The sequence below is a fragment of the Methylotuvimicrobium buryatense genome (assembly GCF_005931095.1).
GTDB lineage: Bacteria > Pseudomonadota > Gammaproteobacteria > Methylococcales > Methylomonadaceae > Methylotuvimicrobium > Methylotuvimicrobium buryatense.
Map to the genome: position 1 here is coordinate 3,264,916 of NZ_CP035467.1, position 20,338 is coordinate 3,285,253.

The 20,338-nt window shown below is 48.8% G+C and carries 18 protein-coding genes; 9 read left to right on the plus strand and 9 right to left on the minus strand.

Features of this window, described 5'->3' with window-relative positions:
* Positions 1–251 precede the first annotated feature (251 nt).
* The 7 genes from EQU24_RS14605 to EQU24_RS22460 form a co-directional block, all read right to left on the minus strand.
* Positions 252–2,459: a sensor domain-containing protein gene (locus EQU24_RS14605; protein ID WP_017838792.1), complete on the minus strand. Its 2,208-nt coding sequence runs from the start codon at positions 2,457–2,459 to the stop codon at positions 252–254.
* Positions 2,443–5,082 carry a chemotaxis protein CheB gene (locus tag EQU24_RS14610; RefSeq protein WP_083877581.1) on the minus strand — a complete coding sequence of 880 codons (2,640 nt, stop codon included), beginning with the start codon at positions 5,080–5,082 and terminating at the stop codon, positions 2,443–2,445. Before EQU24_RS14610 ends, EQU24_RS14605 begins: the two co-directional genes overlap by 17 nt.
* A 157-nt stretch (positions 5,083–5,239) precedes the next feature.
* Positions 5,240–5,362, minus strand: coding sequence for a hypothetical protein (locus EQU24_RS23305; protein ID WP_017838790.1), 123 nt, complete (start codon positions 5,360–5,362; stop codon positions 5,240–5,242).
* A gap of 190 nt (positions 5,363–5,552) precedes the next feature.
* Positions 5,553–6,674 carry a DUF1207 domain-containing protein gene (locus EQU24_RS14615; protein ID WP_017838789.1) on the minus strand — a complete coding sequence of 374 codons (1,122 nt, stop codon included), beginning with the start codon at positions 6,672–6,674 and terminating at the stop codon, positions 5,553–5,555.
* On the minus strand, positions 6,674–7,294 hold the full coding sequence (locus EQU24_RS14620) for a BON domain-containing protein (protein WP_017838788.1): 621 nt from the start codon (positions 7,292–7,294) through the stop codon (positions 6,674–6,676). Before EQU24_RS14620 ends, EQU24_RS14615 begins: the two co-directional genes overlap by 1 nt.
* Before the next feature lie 789 nt (positions 7,295–8,083).
* Positions 8,084–9,157 carry an OmpA family protein gene (locus EQU24_RS14630; protein ID WP_017838786.1) on the minus strand — a complete coding sequence of 358 codons (1,074 nt, stop codon included), beginning with the start codon at positions 9,155–9,157 and terminating at the stop codon, positions 8,084–8,086.
* A gap of 787 nt (positions 9,158–9,944) precedes the next feature.
* Positions 9,945–10,094 (minus strand): hypothetical protein, encoded by a 150-nt coding sequence (locus EQU24_RS22460; RefSeq protein ID WP_175421689.1) that lies wholly within the window; start codon positions 10,092–10,094, stop codon positions 9,945–9,947.
* A 111-nt stretch (positions 10,095–10,205) separates the two neighbouring features.
* On the opposite strand from EQU24_RS22460, the gene EQU24_RS14635 reads away from it, so the two are divergent.
* Both EQU24_RS14635 and EQU24_RS14640 read left to right on the plus strand, forming a co-directional pair.
* On the plus strand, positions 10,206–11,366 hold the full coding sequence (locus EQU24_RS14635) for a baeRF3 domain-containing protein (RefSeq protein ID WP_017838785.1): 1,161 nt from the start codon (positions 10,206–10,208) through the stop codon (positions 11,364–11,366).
* Positions 11,367–11,833: 467 nt separating this feature from the next.
* Positions 11,834–12,151 (plus strand): HPF/RaiA family ribosome-associated protein, encoded by a 318-nt coding sequence (locus tag EQU24_RS14640; protein WP_014149000.1) that lies wholly within the window; start codon positions 11,834–11,836, stop codon positions 12,149–12,151.
* Positions 12,152–12,953: 802 nt separating this feature from the next.
* On the opposite strand, the gene EQU24_RS23040 is transcribed toward EQU24_RS14640, so the two are convergent.
* Positions 12,954–13,184, minus strand: a complete 231-nt coding sequence (locus EQU24_RS23040) for a hypothetical protein (protein ID WP_244310888.1) — start codon at positions 13,182–13,184, stop codon at positions 12,954–12,956.
* Positions 13,185–13,614: 430 nt separating this feature from the next.
* Between EQU24_RS23040 and EQU24_RS23045 the strand changes: the two genes are divergently transcribed.
* From EQU24_RS23045 to EQU24_RS14685, 7 genes are all read left to right on the plus strand, one after another.
* Entirely contained in the window at positions 13,615–13,908 is a 294-nt protein-coding gene (locus EQU24_RS23045; RefSeq protein WP_244310889.1) for a hypothetical protein, read from the plus strand.
* A 708-nt stretch (positions 13,909–14,616) separates the two neighbouring features.
* The gene (locus tag EQU24_RS14660; RefSeq protein ID WP_017838783.1) at positions 14,617–15,030 is read left to right on the plus strand and encodes a BON domain-containing protein; all 414 of its coding nucleotides are present in this window, start codon (positions 14,617–14,619) and stop codon (positions 15,028–15,030) included.
* 17 nt (positions 15,031–15,047) lie between these two features.
* Positions 15,048–15,563, plus strand: a complete 516-nt coding sequence (locus EQU24_RS14665; protein ID WP_017838782.1) for a hypothetical protein — start codon at positions 15,048–15,050, stop codon at positions 15,561–15,563.
* Positions 15,564–15,616: 53 nt separating this feature from the next.
* Positions 15,617–16,060, plus strand: coding sequence for a DUF2383 domain-containing protein (locus EQU24_RS14670; RefSeq protein ID WP_017838781.1), 444 nt, complete (start codon positions 15,617–15,619; stop codon positions 16,058–16,060).
* Between the two features lie 340 nt (positions 16,061–16,400).
* Entirely contained in the window at positions 16,401–16,814 is a 414-nt protein-coding gene (locus tag EQU24_RS14675; protein WP_235726362.1) for a hypothetical protein, read from the plus strand.
* 167 nt (positions 16,815–16,981) lie between these two features.
* Complete coding sequence (locus tag EQU24_RS14680) at positions 16,982–17,404, plus strand: EF-hand domain-containing protein (protein ID WP_017838780.1); 423 nt, start codon at positions 16,982–16,984, stop codon at positions 17,402–17,404.
* A gap of 151 nt (positions 17,405–17,555) precedes the next feature.
* Positions 17,556–18,896 carry a DUF2254 domain-containing protein gene (locus EQU24_RS14685; protein WP_017838779.1) on the plus strand — a complete coding sequence of 447 codons (1,341 nt, stop codon included), beginning with the start codon at positions 17,556–17,558 and terminating at the stop codon, positions 18,894–18,896.
* Between the two features lie 212 nt (positions 18,897–19,108).
* Here EQU24_RS14685 and EQU24_RS14690 read toward each other — a convergent pair whose 3' ends face one another.
* Complete coding sequence (locus EQU24_RS14690) at positions 19,109–20,146, minus strand: YihY/virulence factor BrkB family protein (RefSeq protein ID WP_235726361.1); 1,038 nt, start codon at positions 20,144–20,146, stop codon at positions 19,109–19,111.
* Positions 20,147–20,338: the final 192 nt, after the last annotated feature.

The window sequence follows — 20,338 nt, forward strand, 5'->3', positions numbered from 1 at the left end:
CAATCAAAAGGGAGTAGAGCGAAGCGAAACCCATCATGGAAAGTCATGAGAGCCATTGTATACCTTTCGCACTTCAAATTTCGGCAGTGCCTGAGGAGGCGCCAGGGTGTGCGGCAAAGGCTTTGCCAGCATGGAGCTGGCATAGAGCCTACAGGGATGTATTCACGGCGTCCTTTGACGGACACCCTGGTGCCGAATTTTGATCTGCGATGGGTATAACAATGTTTCGCGAAATTATTGCGTGCAGCGCTTTAAGATAATAACTTCTCGAACTCCTCTGCGGATACCGCTTTCGAGACCAAATTCCCTTGTCCGTAATCGCAACCCGCTTGCCGCAACAAATCGAATTGTTCCTGTGTTTCGATACCTTCAGCGATAATTTTCATATCCAGTTTGTGCGCCAACAGAATCATCGCTTCGCATAATACCAACTCGTTGGAATCGGCCGTTAGATTGGCGACGAAGGATCTGTCGATTTTCAAATAATCGATATCGTACTTTTTGAGACTGTACAGCGACGAATTACCGGTACCGTAGTCGTCAAGCGATACTTGGATGCCTGCGTCCCTGAATGCAAGCAATTTTTCAGATACGATGGCGGTTGCATTCAACAATAATCCTTCGGTAATTTCCACCGCAATACAATCCCCGGATAGGCCTCGATCCTGCAAATAAACAAACCATTCGTTTAACTTGATACCATTATTTTGAAACTGCGCGGATGAAGTATTGATGCTAATTTGAAAATCCGCACGGTAATTGGCGCGCCAAATGGCGACCTGGTCTACCGCCTGATGAAAAACCCATTCGTCGATCTCCGTTATCATGCCGTTATCTTCTGAAACGGCTATAAAATCTAACGGATGAATCCAGCCTCGCGTAGGATGTTGCCAACGAATCAAGGCTTCGGCTTTTTGGATTCGACCGGATTCGAAATCCACGATGGGTTGATAAAACAAACTCAGTTGCCGATCGGTCAGCGCATGCCGCAAATCGTTGCCTAAGCGCAACCGCATCGCCGACGCTTCTTGCATTGCCGGCATAAAGTAACAATAACGACTTCGCCCCTGATTTTTCGCGGCATACATGGCTTGATCGGCATTCTTCAGCAATTCTTCTAGGGTTTCGGCATCGCTCGGATACAAGGCGATGCCGATACTGACCGAAATATAACACCGTTCTTTTTTCACTATAAACGGCGCCGTCATACATTCAACCATGATTTGAGCGACACGATCGACACTGCTGAACTCGTCCAATTCGTCCAAAATGATCGTGAATTCATCGCCGCCGGGACGTGCCAGCGTATCGGTTTCGCGCAGACAACCTTTCAAACGCTGTGTAGCCTCCTTGAGCAGCTCGTCCCCCGCGTCGTGACCCAAGGTATCGTTAACATCCTTGAAATGATCCAGGTCAAGAAACATCAGGGCCAACTGCCGCCCTGTCCGGTTGGCTTTATTGATAGCCCGTTGCAGGCGATCGAGAAATAAGTACCGATTAGGCAAGCCGGTCAGTTGATCGAAATGGGCTTGCCGACGAATGATTTCCTCCGTCCGTTTTTTGTCGGTAATGTCGGTAGCCGTGGCGATACGCCGGATGACCTCGCCGTTTTGACTATACAGCGTATTAATCGATAACCATTCGAGAAATTCTTCTCCGTTTTTACGTTTGGTCCATATTTCTCCCTGCCAATGGCCTGTCGAATTCAGGCTATGCCACATCGCCTCGTAAAAAACCTTATCATGACGCCCGGATTTAAGCAGCGCGGTCGTTTGGCCGACGGCCTCATCCGACAGGTAACCCGTCAATCGCGTGAAGGCCGGATTGATGCAGACAATCCGGTTGTCTTTATCAGTCACTATAATGGCTTCCTCGAGCGTCAGAAACACAGTCGCAGCCAGTTGCAATTCTTGCTCGTTACGTTTTCGTTCACTGATATCCGACACGGCAAGAAGACACGAATCACCCGTTTTGTCGGCAATGCCCTCGACACGTACCCATTTTTGATCGTTACCGATTTGTAAAGTCATCTCGCAGCTGTGCGAATCGGTATTCGCAAACACCTTTGCCAGAAAATTTTTAAAGAGAAGTTGAAATATATTGGTTACCCAATGGGCAAAATTTTGCCCACATAGAGCGGAGCGCTCAATAGCCAGTAATGACTCGCTACGAAAATTGGCCTGTTGAATGATGCCTTTGCAGCATAAACTAAAATAAGCAAGCGGCGCGAAGTCGAACAGTTCGGTAAAGCGTTCCAGGGCTATTTCAGACTGAAGACGCGCTTCCCGCAACGCTTCATTCTGCATTTCCAACTCGATTTGATGGACTTGCAATTCGTGCACTAACCTTTTTTCGTCGATCGCCACTCCTGCGGGCGACGCTTGTTTAACAGCAAGCCGTTGTTCCGCGCGCCAGCGTAATTCATCTGAATTATCGGGTTGTTCATTCGGATTGATCATTGAGAGCCCTTAATTTCGCTTCCAGTTGCTTGGTTTCGGAAATATCGATAAAAGTAATCACCACGCCGTCGATTACGTTGTCTTGGGTTCGATAAGGCATGATACGCACCTTGAACCATCGGTTACCGGCGGCTTCGACTTGTTTTTCGGCAAAGACCAGAGTTCGCAGCACTTCGTGCGCATCTTCCTGAAGTTGCGGATAGTCCAGATCGGTCACGAGGTCGGAAAGCGGCCGCCCGACATCGCTGCTGATCAGCTTGAATATACGACTGATATGTTTGGTGAAACGCCTGATATTAAGGGCGCTGTCCAAAAACACCGTGGCAATGTCCAAGCTATTGAGTAAATTATTCATGTCGTTGCTGACCCTCGACAGGTCGTCTACTTTTGCTTGAAGCTCCGCATTCACGGTTTGCAACTCCTCGTTTAAAGACTGCATTTCTTCCTTGGACGTGGTCAATTCTTCATTGGATGACTGCAATTCCTCATTGGTCGATTGCAATTCCTCATTGGCGGAGCGCAACTCTTCTTGAGAAGACTGCATTTCCTCGCGCAAGGTTTGTATATCTTCATTGGCATGTAGAAGTTCGATCTCCAGCGTTTTCTGTTCCTCACTCGTCGATTTACGGGAGCGTTTTCTGGCCGGCAACGGAGACGCATCGTTAAACACGACGAATAACATTCCGTTTAACGCCACTGGCTTTCTGATTACTTGAACAGCCAGATTAACTATTTGCGTTCCGCCATTGGTGCCTACCGTCAAGCCTTGCATATGAATGGCTCCGGTTTGGTTCTGCGCTTTTCTCAATGCGCCGGACAAAATATGGCGCAGTCCGTCACGGGCCATTGCGTAAATATTCCAGTTAGCTTTGCCGGCGGCAGGCTCCAAATACTTACCGGTACGTCCGTTAATGTAAAGAATGTCTCCGTCAGCATTGACCAAAACGGCCGCCGGCGAAAAGTGTTGTAATAAAAATTGATCCGCCAACGTTTGCAGATTATCGATCACGGGCGGCTTATAGCCGCCAGGTGCTTGCGAAATTACCGAGGAATGCTTAGTCGGAAAATCGACGTCCAAATTCCGCCGAAAACTTTCAATACGGCGGTAAAGACGTGATTTATTGTCGACCACTTCATATAAATCCCTGAAACCGCTAATCGTTTCGGAATTACCGAGCAGCAAGATGCCATTTTCGGTCAGCGCATAATGGAACAGCGGGATCAGTTTTTTTTGCAATTCGGCATTGAGATAAATCAACAAGTTGCGGCAACAAAGAATATTCAACTTGGTAAAAGGCGGATCCATGATGACGTTCTGCGGCGCAAAGGTCACCATCTCGCGTATTTCCTTGTTGATGCGATAGCCGTTGCCGTCGATGCTAAAAAATCGGCTTAAGCGGTCTTCGGAAACATCGACGGCAATATTGGCCGGATAAAAACCTTGCCTAGCCTTATCGATCGCATCTTGATCGAGATCCGTGGCAAAGATTTGCAAGGTCATTTGACGTTTTGATTGGATTTGCGCCAAGGCTTCCTTGAACACGATGGCCAGAGAATAAGCCTCTTCGCCTGTCGAGCAAGCCGGCACCCAAGCCCGCAGGTCCTTGTTTGTCGAAGGATTGGCCAATAGCTCGGGAATCGTGTTGGTTTTGAGGATCTCCCATACCTCCGGATCGCGAAAGAAATTGGTTACACCGATCAATAGCTCCTTGAACAAAAGATCGAGTTCCTGCGGGTTTTCGCGTAGATACCGCACATAATGAGCTATCGCATTAATTTGATGCAAGCCCATGCGGCGCTCGACGCGGCGAAAAATAGTGTTTTTTTTGTAAAGCGAAAAATCGTTGCCGGTTCTTTCCCGAAGCAGAATCACAATTTGCTCCAAGCCGCTTTGCGATTTTTCTTCCAACTTCGTTTCGGGCGCGGCCAATAAACCACGCGGGTTATGCTTGAGATAAGCATAGATACGCCCCCACATTTCTTGTGCCGGCACAATGATGTCGGCCAGTCCCGCATCGATCGCGCTTCGCGGCATGGAATCGAACTGAGCGGAATCCGGGGTTTGTACTAGGGTGAGACCTGCGTTTTCCTTTATGGCACGCATACCTAAAGTACCATCGGAGCCCATCCCGGAAAGAATCACACCGATTGCCCGTTCATGCTGATCGTCGGCCAAGGCTCGGAAAAAACTGTCGATCGGCAAACGCAACCCACGAGGCGCGACCGGATCCAGCAAATGCAGCTTACCGTGCAGGATAGACAAATCTTTATTGGAAGGAATCACGTACACCCAATTGGGTTTAACCTGCATGCCATCGCCAGCCTGGGTAACCGTCATCGGCGTGACGCGCTGCAATAATTCCGGCAGAATCCCTTGATGCGTTGGGTCGAGATGCTGAATGACGACAAACGCCGCGCCGTTGATTGCCGGAATCGGCGTAAAGAATAGTTCCAGGGCCTCCAAACCTCCTGCCGACGTACCTACCCCGATAATAGGCGGATTAGAACTGCCGGTTTTGGCGGATACCTTTCTCTCCGGGGTGGTCGTGTCCGGTTCACCGACGGGTGTATCGGTTAGTCTTGATGGAGTCGAGCTGGATTGGTCGGGAGTAGATTTAGTCATTGTTGTCTAATGGGTTAGATTAAATTGACTGTCAATCATATCACCGCATTTTCAGTCATCGGTGCAAAAACAGCGTTGTCTTAACTGCTTCTCTTAATTTGACTCCACGAAATCGAATATTTTCATCACTCAACCCCAGCAATTCCCAAATTGGAGATCAAAAAGGGTGTGGGGTATGCTTGGCGAGGATGTCGGCAGCTGGGCAGATTTTTGCTCCTGCAAAATCTGCATTCACGCCTTCCATGGCGTTTGCAAATTTTTGCTCCTGCAAAATCTGCATTCACGCCTTCCATGGCGTTTGCAGATTTTTGCTCCTGCAAAATCTGCATTCACGCCTTCCTTGACGTTCGGGCTGCCGCCAAGCTTCCATGGATGGGTTCACGGCGGTCCTCGGTAGGCACATCCCATACCTTTTATTATTAGCCGGTTTTTCAATCAAAGGGGATTATTATGTGCAGCCATCCGCCAGGTTAAAAATGATAATGTGCACCTATGCCGACATACTCCACTTTGTCATTGTAAAACTGCCCACTGGGCGAGTAACCATTAAAGTATTCCACAAGCAACTGAAGCTTCCGGCCCAAGACTTGTAAATTTTCAAACTCGACGCCGGCTCTGGCCGATACATCGGTATTCCATTTGTTTTCTTCAAAATTTTTCAGGTCGACCGCAATGATGGGACGCATGTCGGCAAATTCCATGCGCCAAGGGCTTCGAAATTCAACGCCATATTGAGCAGACCATATTTTGAGGTCGTCAGGCTCTCTGTGAAACAGCCCGCCTCCACCGCCATAAATGCGCACGCCAAAAGGAAGCTCATAGGAAAGCCTCAAGTCCACACCTTCGTAACTAAGGTTTACGCGCTCGAATTTTGTGCCGATTTGTCGTAACAAAAATTCGTCGCCAAGATGAGAACTCTGATGGTAAATGCGGCCGAACGCTGAAAACTGGCCAACCCGCATACTGGAATAGAGCGACGCAATGAAATCGGTATTGACCAAATCGGTCGATTCGGCTCCCAAGTTGAAATCGCTAAACACCGAGGCCTGAATGCCCGTTTCCCATTGCGCGGAAGTTTCTCCGAAGTTTGCACGATAAAACGGGATGGTTTCACCGAAGCTGACCGATCCTATGTCCTTGCCGTCAAAATTGTCATTCTGGTAATTACGGTAGGCGGCTGAAAAATGCGCCCAGCGAGGATCGGCCAGCAACGGCTTGAAAAGATGACCGCTCGGCAGTAGTCCTGTCGGTAAAATAATCTTATCGGTTGCCGATACGGTCTCATCTCCCGGAACCTGAAATTCATCGGCAGGTACGCTAGCCTTTGCTTGCGATATTTTTACCGCATTGACCCCTGGAATTTCGGACAATAGTTGTACCGCTTTAGCACGATCTGCGGCTTTTAAATTCCCTACAGGCAATGTAATAACGCCATCGCGGACATTTAACGGCGGCATATCGATTTTTAAACCCTGTTTTAATACGCCGGCCGCATAACCGGCGATGTATGCGTCATTCTGGGCTGCGGCATTAGCCAGCGTTGCATGCAATACCATCAAGCCCATAATTGCCGCCAATCGATAACTCTTCATTATTCCGCGCTCGGTGCAGTTTTAACAATCAGATCGCTTTGCACTGATTTGACATATTGCTGATTGACTGCAATTTCCAATGCCCTGTCGACATCTTGCTGGGAACCCACCGTACCGCTCAACTTCACGATGCCGTTAACGGTTGTTACCTCAATTTGGGATGCCTGAAGCATCGGATCATTGACCAATGCGGCTTTGACTTTTAGGCTAATGACCGAATCGTCGATGTACTCACCGGCCGTTTGAGCTCTGTCGATTGCCGCCTCCTTTGCGCGTTCAAGTTCTTGTCCTGCCGCCTCTGTCGTTTGTTCAATTTCATCTCCGGCTTTTTCTAACGCTTCTTTAGACGCTTCAGTCGACTCTTCGATGTACTGCGTAGTTCGATCGGCTTGTTGATCCAATGACTCCTTGGCGGCCTCTAGCTTTTGCGTTGCATCGATTCGCGATTGTTCGATTTTTTTCTCTCCCTTTTCATACGCTCGATCGATTTTTTGCCCGGCTTTTTCAGCGCTTCCTTCTTCTTGTTGGCAACCGGACAATCCGAGAACAACGGCTAATAAAGCCGGCATTAGAACTTGATCCGCCAAAGCCATATGTTTGTATTCATTGATTGTTTTCATGTGTGATTCCTTTTTATCTTTTAAAACAGTATGCAACCGATATAGCCGCACTCCCGCTTCGTGTTGAAATAACGTTTAAAATCTAACATTAAAACTAGGCGCGGTCTGTTCGATAACGAACATAAAACAGGATTGTCTAGCGTGAACCGGCTTTTCCATCGTTCCAACGCTCTGCGTGGGAATGCAGCCTGAACCGCTATGCGGTTCGGTGGCTTCGATAAAATCCATGGCTGCTGAGCATCATTGGCTTCGATAGTCGCGACGAAGGCGTCGCTCCCACAAGGGTTCCGAAAGCTCTGTGGGAGCGATCCCCTGATCGCGATTTCGAAGCCGGGTGCGTTAAGTAACAATAAAGGGTATCGAGGTCACATTAGCCAAGTTGCCAATACACAAATTATACCTTTCGCACTTCAAATTTCGGCAGTGCTAGAGGAGGCGCCTGGGTGTCCGGTCGATTTTCGCTCCTCGGCAATTGCTCCTGCATTGCCCTAATACACGCCATCCGTGGCGTAATGCAAAATCGACATTCACGCCATCCATGGCGCTCACAAAAGCTTTGCCAGCATGGAGCTGGCATAGAGTAAAGTGGACGTATTCACGGCGTCCTTTGTCGGACACCCCGGTGCCGAATTTTGATCTACGACGGGTATAGCTTGAATCGGCTTTTTACCTACCACGGCTAAGGTTAAGATATACCTCAAATCTTATGGTTGCATTAACAATAAAACCCGCTTTGATAACGGGTTTTTCGTTAATTAAATTTAAGATGCTTTGGAGAAAATACGTTTATTACTCCTCGATCCAAATCAACTCGACACGGCGATTTTCGGATCGTCCCGCTTCCGTGGCGTTATCGGCAATCGGCTGTGTTTCACCGTAGCCTTTCGCAATCAGTTTGTTGGCGACACCTTTTCTTTTGAGGTAATCGACGACTGAGGCCGAACGGCGTTGCGACAATGCCATATTGTAGTCATGACTGCCTTCGCTGCTGGCGTGTCCCTGTACTTCAATGTCATTGGATTGCGGATGAGCAATGAGATTTTGCGCGACGCCATCCAGAATTCCTTGGGCGGTTGGCGTCAGTTCCTCTGAATCGAATTTAAAACCGACGCCCTTCAATACGAGCCTGATTAAACAGCCTTTAGCGTCGACTACGCCGCCTTTGATAGTGTCGGGACATTGATCCAGGCAATCGTTTACGCCGTCACCGTCCGAATCGAGAGTCGCGCAATCCGTAATGGCAACCGGTTCGACCCGAGTATCGGCTCGCTGCGCGAGTGTTTTCGGCTTATCGCCGAACGGAATGACAAAACCCACGTTGACCGTCATATCATGAAATTCGTCCGTACCGGGCTGTACATGGGCATTGAGATTATTGTTATATCGATAGCGCACATCGCTCCGGACTAAAAGGTTGTCGTGCAATTCATAAGAAAAACCTACGCCGGCTTCGCCAATGATACCCGCTCCGCAATTACCTGAGACACAGCTGTTCATACCGCCCACACCGACGACCGTATACGGCGAAAATTTATCGCGAAAGAAATAATACTGTAAGTCCGCAGTACCACCGGTTAGGCTCCAGGCGCCATTCGTACCGTTAAAGCCTTCATAGAAGCCTTTCAATTCGACATTGAAATGCTCATCGATGATTTTACCGAAGCCCATTCCGCCGCCCCAACCGTTGCTTGCACTTCGATCGCCACCGGTGTCAACGTATGATGCGAAAGGCGCGATATACCATCGATCGTCTTGATAGTGATCGTCCCAGCGATCGGATCGATAATGATCGTCGGCCTGAACCAGCGGCTGCATACTCATGCCGGCTAATAAAGCGATTGCGAATAAATTGTGTTTCGGCATGGTGTCTTCCTTATTGAAGTAAATATGAATGAGAAATGATAAAACCCGTCAATGATTTGCCAAATTCCGTTAAAACATGGTGATTCAACGCTTCAGCAAATCATGTTGCTAATAAACCTTGTTAAGTAGCTTAATCGCAACATTCGGTTATCGTCAGTGCGTTACCGCACATAGCGTCCTTTCCGAATAAAATATTTATTAAACCCGTATCGCGCATTCGATTCATCGACTCCGATTGTCCTGCCCAATCTAAATAAACAGTAACTCAAGTTCTTCTATTTCGTTCAGCCCCTGTATTTAAAACACTTTAGAATTTGGCATCCCCTTGAAAAAATTTTGTTTGCGTCGGTAATTGAAAAGACTTCTGCGGGACGGGTTATTTAACCCGTCCCCAATGTTTCGGTTTGCCCTAAACATTTCGGCTAACTTCGGCCAAAGTCAAAACGTTTAGGACGGGGTTGCAAACCCCGTCCTGCTAGGGAAAACTCTTCATTCCCGCATGCCGACTCATTTCCTTATGTACGCTAACGAACTGAATGTCTTCAGTTTTAATGTTAGAGTTTTTTAAAGTTTGCGCGTGCATAAGTCACCGAACATGTATTTCAACGAGATAGAACGCCCAACCGTTAATCGTATCTTTACACCGTGCGACTCCTGATTTGAGCGAAAAAATCGTCTAATAAACAACAAGGTGCGGGGTATGTTTGGCGAGGAGGTCGGTAGCGGGACGGATTTTTGCTCCATGCAAAATCCGCATTCGCCCAGCATCTTTGACTCATCTTAACGATTATGAAGATGCGGTATCGCCGCTGCAAATGAAAGTATTTTGGGCATCTCCCAACATGACTTTCAGAGTAACGATCATGAAGAAGCTATCATCACCCCGGCAAATGAAAGCGCTGGGGTGCTTAGGGTCGGAACCGACATTGTTTTTCATATCGAAAAATTAGATAAAGAGTCCCAATCTACGAACTTTCAAAGTAACAGTTGTACGATTTTTCAGTAAAACAGGAGTACATAGAGTGGATAACGAAAGAGAGGAGAAAAAGTGAACTCACTTGACAAAGACTTTACAGCGGGACTCATGGAGAATTGTAATCCTCCTTGCCTTTCGCTTTACCAACCGACTCATCGGAACCATCCGGACAATCAGCAAGATCCGATCCGGTTCAAGAACCTCGTGAAGGCACTGGAAGAGTCGCTCCTGCAACAATTCCCGAGCGACGAAATCCAGCCATTGCTGGAACCCTTCCTGGCACTGGCTGACGACCGCAACTTCTGGAACTGCACCCATGACGGATTGGCTGTGCTGGGCGCGAAAGGCATATTCCGAGTCTACAAGCTCCAGCGGCCGGTAGCCGAATTGGCTGTTGTGGCGGATAGCTTCCACACCAAACCTCTGGTGCGGATTCTTCAGTCAGCCGATCGTTATCAGATTCTTGCTGTGAATCGCCACAAGATCAAGCTCTTCGAGGGAAACCGTGATGCTTTGGACGAGATCGAGCCGGCACTGGGTGTCCCGCGGACGTTAACCGAGGCGCTGGGAGAAGAATTGACCGAGCCACACCAGACCGTCGCCTCATACGGAGGTGTCGGTGGCGGGCACTCGCCCATGCATCACACTCACGGAGGGAAAGAGTCTGAGGTGGACAGCGACGCGGAACGCTTCTTCCGCGCCGTCGACCGGGCGGTCTTGGAGCACCACTCTCAGCCATCGGGCCTGCCGCTGATACTGGCGGCGCTGCCGGAGCATCATCATATTTTTCACGACGTCAGCCACAATTCGTTTCTGATACCGGAAAGCATCGATATCCACCCGGATGCCCTGTCGTCGACCGATGAACTGCGCCAGCGCGCTTGGCAGCTTATCGAGCCTCGCTATCTAACGCGCCTGACCGCACTGGTCGAGGATTTCGGCAACGCTAGATCCAAGGGACTCGGTGACGACGACCTGACCCAGGTCGCCAAGTCTGTTGTAGAAGGGCGGGTCGCCACGCTGCTGATCGAAGCCAGCCGTGAAATTCCAGGCCGGATCAATGCAACGACCGGCGAAATCGCATTTGACGACTTGGAACATCCCCAGGTTAATGACCTGCTCGATGATCTAGGAGAATTGGTCCTGAAGATGGGCGGACAAGTGGTCGTGGTCCCCAGCGAACGGATGCCGACGGAGACTGGAATAGCTGTGATCTACCGTTATTCTGACTGAAGTTTTGATAAACATTGAAGGAACCTGATTAGCAAGTTTCTTCAGCTAAAGGCCAAAAACCAGCATATCCCTAGCAGGACGGGGTTTGCAACCCCGTCCTAAACGTTTTGACTTTGGCCGAAGTTAGCCGAAATATTTAGGGCAAACCGAAACGTTGGGGACGGGTTAAATAACCCGTCCCGCAGAAGTGGCTACGACTGGCCTCTGCTCGGACAATTAGCTTCAGCAAGCTGAAGCATCTTGCTAATCAGGTGAAGGAATGGGCAGAATACCAAAAAGAAGCGTTCTTACGCGTATGAGACTGAGAAATAATGCGCAGATACAGATAAAAAGCATTCTTCACCATGAAGGCAACGAAGAAAAGACTCAAGTAATTCATGTTCTTCATGGTTGTTCACTATCTAAAGCTTTAGCCGTCTCGTATCTCCTCCCCCTAACAACTCATAAATATATAAGTAGGCAAACACATGCATATTCAGATCAACACGGATAGCAACATCGAGGGCAATGATGCGTTGACTCAACAAATTGAAGCCCTGGCCAGAGACACCCTTGATCGCTTCAGTGAACAAATAACACGGATAGAAATCCACCTGAGCGACGAGAACAGTGACAAGAAATCCGGCACTGGAGATAACCGCTGCCTGCTGGAAGCTCGTCTCGCAGGTCTCCAGCCGATTTCAGTGAGCGACCAGGCTGCGACTCTGGAGCAGGCTGTCGACGGTGCTCTCAAGAAATTGAAGCGATCATTAGACAGCACCCTAGGACGATTGAACAACCGCTAAAAATGGGTGCGCCCACTTAAGAGACGGGACGGATTGAAGTTAAGACTCAAAGTTGCCCCATCTTAAGAACCAAGATCATCATCGGAACTGACGGCTGGATACACTTGAGCCGCGTTGAAACCCGCATACCTGCTACCAGCCGGCAAGGAGCTGGGCGCCCCCTAAGGCGAGTCTTGCCTCGTAACGTACCTCAAAAACTCGGAGTACCCGAGTCAACCCTCACTGCCATTATACCTTTCGCACTTCAAATTTCGGCAGTGCCTAAGGAGGCGCCGGGGTGCTCGGCAAAGGCTTTGCCAGCATGGAGCTGGCATAGAGCCTACAGGGACGTATTCACGGCGTCCTTTGACGGGCACCCCGGCGCCAAATTTTGATCTCCGATGAGTATAAGTTAAGGGTAACCCGTCATTCAGCCATGGACTGGCGGAATCCAGTGCCATGGATGGCAAGCTTTTGAGGCACATTAGAGCCTGAATACGAGCATTAATTATTTCTGTGACTGCTTAACTTAACCTGATTAGCAAGTTTCTTCAGCTAAAGCCCAAAAACTAGCATATCCCTAGCAGGACGGGGTTTACAACCACGTCCTAAACGTTTTGACTTTGGCCGAAGTAAGCCGAAATGTTTAGGGCAAACCGAAGGGTTAAATAACCCAGCAATTCCCAGTTTGAGCAGTTTCGCCGATTTTAGGGTGTGGGGTATGAATGTCGCTGAACTTCTGAAGCGGCAAATTGCTTCAGCCGAATGTGTGATAGCGTACAGACTATGGTGCCGATTCGTACAATAATTTCTCTCACATAACTCAATGGAGACTCATTATGCCCCTGCCTAATAACTCAACTGCTGACGAATACGCCTTGTCCTTACAAACTTCAGCTAGCGCAGTATCGTGGAGCGCTATCTTGGCAGGCGCTACGGCAGCCGCTGCTCTGGCGTTAATCCTTTTGATGTTGGGGACGGGTTTAGGTCTGTCCTCGGTATCGCCATGGGCGTACAGCGGCGTCAGCGCAACAACTTTCGGAGTATCGTCCATTCTGTGGTTGACCTTCACGCAACTCGCTGCTTCGGGGATGGGGGGGTACCTAGCCGGCAGGCTGAGAACAAGGTGGATTGCAGTACATACGGACGAGGTCTACCTCCGTGACACCGCGCACGGCTTTCTGGCCTGGGCCGTTGCCGCGCTGTTAACTGCTGCGCTACTCACTGGGGCGTCTGGATTCATCGTTAGCGGTGGAGTTCAGGCTGGGACCGCTGTAGCTGCCTCTGTAGCTGGTGGAGTAGCCACTGGAGTCGGAGCCGAGGCTGCGAAATCCGACAGCGAAAGCGAATCGATGGGTTACTTCGTGGATTCGCTGTTCCGAAGGGAGATCGGCACAACTCCATACTCCTATACTTCTGCCGAAAGCGATTCAGCACAGAAGGCAAGGTCTGTCGGGTCCGCTTCCGAAATAATCCGCATCTTCATGAATAGTATTCACACGGGCCCTCTGCCTGCAGAGGATGTGCAGTATGTCGGACAGGTTGTCGCGTTGCGTACCGGCACGAGTCAACAGGACGCTGAAAAACTGGTGAGGGATACCTATGCTCGCGCACAGACAATGCTACATGATGCGGAAATTGCTGCGAAAGAAGCGGCTGACAAAATGCGCAAGACTTCTGCCTATATGGCGCTGTGGTTCTTCATATCGCTACTCATCGGTGCGTTTGCTGCCAGCTACGCTGCAATATTCGGTGGTCAGCAACGCGACATGTACTAGCCACTACAACTCTTTAACCGTTAAAGAAGGAGACAAGCAATGCGTTCAATACTTTTGTACTTTCTCGGTATTCCCATACCCATCATCATTTTGATTGCTCTATTCCTATAATAGTCGTCTCGTGAGACAGACGTCGTGATGGAACGGAGAAAGCAGCATCGAAATAAGACGGGTAAGTAACGCGCATGGAATAAATCAGGGATATGTAGGTGCGAATTCATCCTCGCACTTGTGGAAGTTATTTTATGCAGGTTCCTAAATTCATCAATCCACTCAAGTTTGCACAGCAAAAACCGCTGACTCAAAAGGTGAGCAATTAAAAAATAAAACTGGCAGGGATACCATTCAATTATCGTGACTGTTCAGCATATGTGGCTGGGTAGGTTGTCGGGTATCGATTTATAAGGCTGTCTGTTGCAGTCAGGTCTTACAAGGACTTATTCACGCGTCCTTAGAAATTAATGCCCGACACCTTTTATATACCCATCGCACTTCAAATTTCGGCATTGACGCATGGAGGCGCCGGGGTGTTCGGCAAAGGCTTTGACAGCAGGGATGCTGTCACAGAGCCTACATGGACGTATTCACGGCGTCCTTTGACGGACACCCCGGCGCCGAAATTTGACCAGCAAAGGGTATATATAAATATTATGTTGACCAATTACCAATTAGCCTTAAAAAGAAACGCTCAAAAGCGAGGAAATTACAATGTCTACACGATTACAGTTAGTACTTTTCAGTTTAACCGGTAGCCTAATACTGATAACCGGTACCGTACAAGCTGAACAGAATACCGCCATCTATTTGGCTGACGGCCCCAGTTCGTACCTGGAAAATACCGAGCGCAATGTTCGCGACAGGGATGATGCTAAGTTAACCCCGGAAGATCAAAAGGAATCCAAAAGTGATATCGACATCACGGCTACCATCCGTCAAGCCGTCGTTAGGGATGAATCGCTTTCATTCAATGCAAAGAATTCAAAAATCATTACTCGTCATGGAGTCGTGACTTTGCGCGGGCTGGTTGAAAGTGGAGCCGAAAAAAATAGACTGCAACAAATCGCCACACAAACACCCGGCGTAGTGCAGGTAGATAATCAACTAGAAATTAAAGCGCCGTAAAGGCCCAGGAGAACGACATGAGTAAAGCAGTTTTTTGTATCGCCCAAAATATCGATCATGCAGAAAGCATAGTTAATGACCTGAATGCCGCGGGTTTTTCCCACAGCGACATATCAGTTTTGTTTCCCGACAAGTCCACCACCCAGGATTTTGCACATGAAAAGAACACCAAAGCGCCGGAAGGGGCTGCTATTGGAGGAACAGTGGGCTTTGGCACCGGCGGTGCGCTCGGTTTATTAGCCGGAATTGGCGCTTTGGCTATTCCAGGCGTGGGCCCCTTTATCGCCGCAGGACCCCTTATGGGCGCCTTGAGCGGAGCCGCAGTTGGCGCTGCCGCTGGAAGTTTGACGGGGGCTTTAATCGGACTGGGTATCCCGGAGTATGAGGCCAAACGCTATGAAGGAAAAATCAAGGGAGGTAGTGCCTTGATTTCAGTCCATACGACAAGCAGCGAAGAAGTTGATAAAGCGAAAAAGATCTTCGAGCAGGCTCATGCAGAAGATATTTCCTCGACTGGGGAAGCGTCAGTTTAAGCTTGCTGCTGCTATTGCACGTAATCAAGAAATAATCACCTAGGAGTTTTATCATGCATAACATAGAAACACTCAACAAATTTCTGAAAGATGAATTGTCTGCAACAGAAACTTATCAACAGGCGCTGGACAAACTTCATGAAGATGTCGTCCTTAGCGAATCGGAGCATCTAAGGACCATTTATGAGGATCATAAAGCGTCAGCTTCCAGTTTACAGTCACTCATCATTCGACTGGGAGGAACTCCCTGTGAAGATTCAGGAGCCTGGGGAACTTGGGCGCAAATAGTCCAGGGAGGCGCTAATCTGCTGGGTAAAGAAACGGCGCTAAAGTCTTTACAAAGCGGAGAAAAAAGTGGCGCAGAAGCTTATGAGGAGGCGTTGCAAGAAACTGAGCTGCCTTCAGAAATTCGCTCTTTGATTGAAACGAAGCTACTACCTGCTCAACAAGAGCATATTCGAACTTTGGATCGGCTTATAGGCGTGGAAGCCGATTAGATTTTCCAGCCCTTAGTACGCAGTTGTTAAATAAAGAAGCCAGCGTGAACTCAAATTGATTCGCGCTGGCTTTATTTATCCTGATTAGCAAGTTTCTTCAGCTAAAGCCCAAAAACCAGCATATCCCTAGCAGGACGGGGTTTGCAACCCCGTCCTAAACGTTTTGACTTTGGCCGAAGTTAGCCGAAATGTTTAGGGCAAACCGAAACGTTGGGGACGGGTTAAATAACCCGTCCCGCAGAAGTGGTTACGACTGGCCACTGCTCGGACAATTGGCTTCAGCAAGCTGAAGCATCTTGCTAATCAGGTAAGTTTTTGAAGTTTTTTATTGGAGTCACTTATGTCTATATTTAATGCTGAAGATTCAACAAGATCAAGCCTGGATCGCGTTCGTAGCTCCACCGCTTCCCATGTCAACGAAGAAATAGATCTTCAAACAGATTTAAATATTCAAGAATATAAGAGCAAAAGCAAGGCGGAAATTCTTGAGCGTATTCAAATGCTGGATAAGGAATGGGATGTAGAGCGAGTGCTTGAAGTCAATGCCTCTACTTTATCCCTAACCGGTCTGATTCTTGGTTTAACCAAAAATCCGAAATGGTTATTTCTGCCCGGCATTGTTTTGCCTTTTCTATTGCAGCATGGCTTGCAGGCTTGCAAGGATGGTGCCCCCCCTTACCCCTCTTACGACGGTTTGGTATCCGTACCCGAGGAGAAATCGACCGGGAAAAATACGCGCTTAAACTCCGGCTAGAAAAAAACTGAGTTGAATAGAAGACTTTATGTACGATATCGCACCGACTTAAATCACGCACTAAGTTTATGATTAAATTGACTTGATGGACTCATATATAGATTTATGCTTTAGCCGTATCGAGTCAATATAAAGCTGATCGCACTTAGTAAATAAAGGAACCTATTATGAAAACCGATAAAAACATCAACGAAATGTCTAATGCTATAAATGCCGCCCCATCGAAGGCAACAGTTCGACAATGGTTTAATTTCTTCAGTCTCCCTATCTGGACGGCAATTGCCATGAGTATCAGCCTAGTCGCTGCTACCCAAACTGCAAAGGCTGAAAACACTTCCGGCGCGCAAAACTCACAAATTGATAGAAAAAGTAAACCCGTTGCTAACTCTAAAGACGGTGCAGGGGCATTGCCCACATTTGCTGAGGCTGATGTCAATGGCGATAACTACATAACTAAAGATGAATTGAAAAATTATCCTTATCTATTGCAAGTATTCGACAAAGTCGACGCAGGTGAGGATGGCAAGTTGGAACAACATGAATACCAAAACCTGATAACTGAAACCAAACGGGAAGGTCAAGTTCGGTAAATCGCGGGATTAGCATATTTACCTGGCGTCTTAAAACAGGCTTTTATTTTTAATTTTCCAGGCCTAATAATTTCGAGTAGCCTGAATGGGATCTAAATTCATTATTTTATCTGATTAGCAAGCTGAAACATCTCGCTAATCAGGAGCAACCATGAAGCTGCAATTAATCAACATCCGTGACGCGGTAGTCGATACTTTTTGGTTTCTACCCGCACTGATGGCGTTGCTTGCCGCAGGCGCGGCTTTGGCTACCATTGCTATTGACTCTGCCGTAGGTGATGCGTGGCTACGCAATACAAGCTGGGTATGGTTGGGAGGACCTGAAGGCGCGCGTAGCGTGCTGTCGGTTATTGCCGGCTCAATCATGACGGTGGTTTCAATCGTGTTCTCGTTAACGGTGACCACTCTGGCGCAAACGTCATCGCATTATGGGCCGCGCGTACTCAGGAATTTTACCGCCGATCGCGGGGTTCAATTTACACTCGGTACGTTTATCGCCACCTTTATCTATTGTCTGATGGTGTTGCGAACCGTGCGTTCTATCGAAAATAGCTTCGTGCCGTATATTTCAGTGAATATCGGCATGCTGTTGGCGCTGGTTTCGATGGCCGTGCTGATCTATTTCATTCATCACATTTCGCAAAACATTCAAGCCGAGAATCTGATCGCCAATGTGGGAGAACAATTCCTGGAATCGCTGCCGGTTTTATTCCCCGAAGGCATCGGCCGACCCAGCGACAATACCTGCTCAGAGCAATTGCCCGATGACAGTCAATGGCAAGCCGCGGATATTGTGCTATCCGCGGCAACTGGCTATGTGCAGGTCGTGGACGATGAACAGTTAATAAAGTTAGCGACGCAACACGACTTGATGCTGCAATTGGCAAGGCGCCCCGGCGGTTTCGTGACAACGACCTCGACGTTGCTGCATGTGCTGCCGCGTGCGCATATGAATCCAGATATCGAGCTTCAATTACGAGACTGCTTTAGTCTCGGAGTCCACTGCACGCCTCATCAAGACGCAAAGTATATGATGCAGCAGATGGTGGAAATCGGTGTTCATGCGCTGTCGACGGGCATCAACGAACCTTTCACCGCCTTGGCCTGTATTGATTGGATAGGCGCATCGCTATGCGGCGTGGCAAGACGCGAACTCCCCATGGCGCTACGTCAGGATGAACACGGCCGCTTACGCGTGATTGCTTGCACGCTCGATTTCGAGGAGCTGACCGATACCGCTTTTGACCAGATTCGTCTCTATGGCGCCCGCAATCCGGACGTGATGCTGCACCTTCTTAAAACCATCGGCGACATTGCGTCCGATGTGCGCCGAGACAGTGACCGCAACGCCTTAGTCCGACATGCTCAGCTGGTTGGTGAAGACGCAAGCCAAATCGTTAACCTAACCGACCGCCTGCGCGTAGCCGACCGGCTTCAAGAAACATTGATGACTCTGGTCCAGAGCCTTAGGAACGAGCATGAAATAACTTAGACAACTGTTTTGGAAGGGGGGTTGGTGGCTCGATTGACAGGTGTCGGCGGCAGGGCAGATTTTTGCTCCTGCAAAATCTGCATTCACACCATCCTTGGCTCTTAGCTGCCGCCAAGCCCCCATGGATGGGTTTACGGCGTTCCTCGACAGGCATAACCCACACCCTAAAATCGGCGAAACTGCTCAAACTGGGAATTGCTGAAATAATCTCCCTAATCCCTCTTTTTCAAAGAGGGAGACTGAATATTTATATACCTTTTACTCGCTCCATTTCCATAATTTTCAGCGATGGTTCTATCTCCATTGCCATGATTTTCAGATATGGTTCTAAGTTGATCGCGCTGGCGCAGGCTACCAAACCGCAAAGCAAACTGGCGGGTAAACTCGGCCCCAAAAAAGAAGATCTGCGCGGAATAATAGACCCAGAGTAACAGGGCGATTACTGATCCTGCTGCGCCAAAACCTGAGGTTACGCCGCTGTTACCCAGGTAAACCCCAATGACGTATTTACCAAGACTGAACAAAAAGGCCGTAAACAGCGCACCGAACCAGGCATCCTGCCAAGCCAGCGGTGCATCCGGCAGCATTTTATAAATCACCGCAAACAAGCTGGCAATGACCCCAAAGGAAATCAACCATGCCAATGGAGACAGCACCAGAGCAGCCAAACTCCAGAGCCCACCGAAGACATACTGTTTAAATACCGCCAGAGCGGTGCTGATGACCAGCGAAACCAACAATAAAAACGCTAAAACCAGAACCAGGCCAAAGCACACAACCCGGGTTTTGAATAGTACGCTGATAGAAGAGGCTTGAGGTTTATCGGTGCCCCACATTTCATCAAGGCTATCCTTTAATTCAACGAATACGCTGGTAGCCCCCAGCAGCAGCAGGAGCGTAGCAACGACCGAAGCGATAACCCCAGACTCGGAGTAGTGCGCGGCGGCCAGCACAGCACTGATAGCTTGGGCGCCATTGGGTCCTACCAACGCTTGCATCTGCGTAATAATTTCTCCTTGCGCCGCCTCTGCACCAAAGAAATAGCCTGCCACTGCAATGGTCAACACCAAGATGGGGGTCATCGAGAACAGGGTGTAAAAAGCCACGGCAGCCCCCTTACTGGCAGTGCGATGGGCCAACCAGGCGGCCAGCGATGGAGACAGTAGTACGTATCCGCAACGCATACCTTTGATTACAGCTGAAGAAGCCTGTTTTAATGAAAGCCCCTTGAAAAAATTAGTTATGTTCATAAGCATGATGCATTACCGCCCGGCATCGGCCGAGGCCGAGGAAACGTTTCGGTGCAACGGCTTGCCATGCACATCGGCGCTGTAATTTTCGGGTAATCGCTTTTCCATGTGTTTCATTTGTTGGCCTTTTTATACCCATCGTAAATCAAAATTCGGCATCGGGGTGCCCGTCACAGGACGCCGTGAATACGT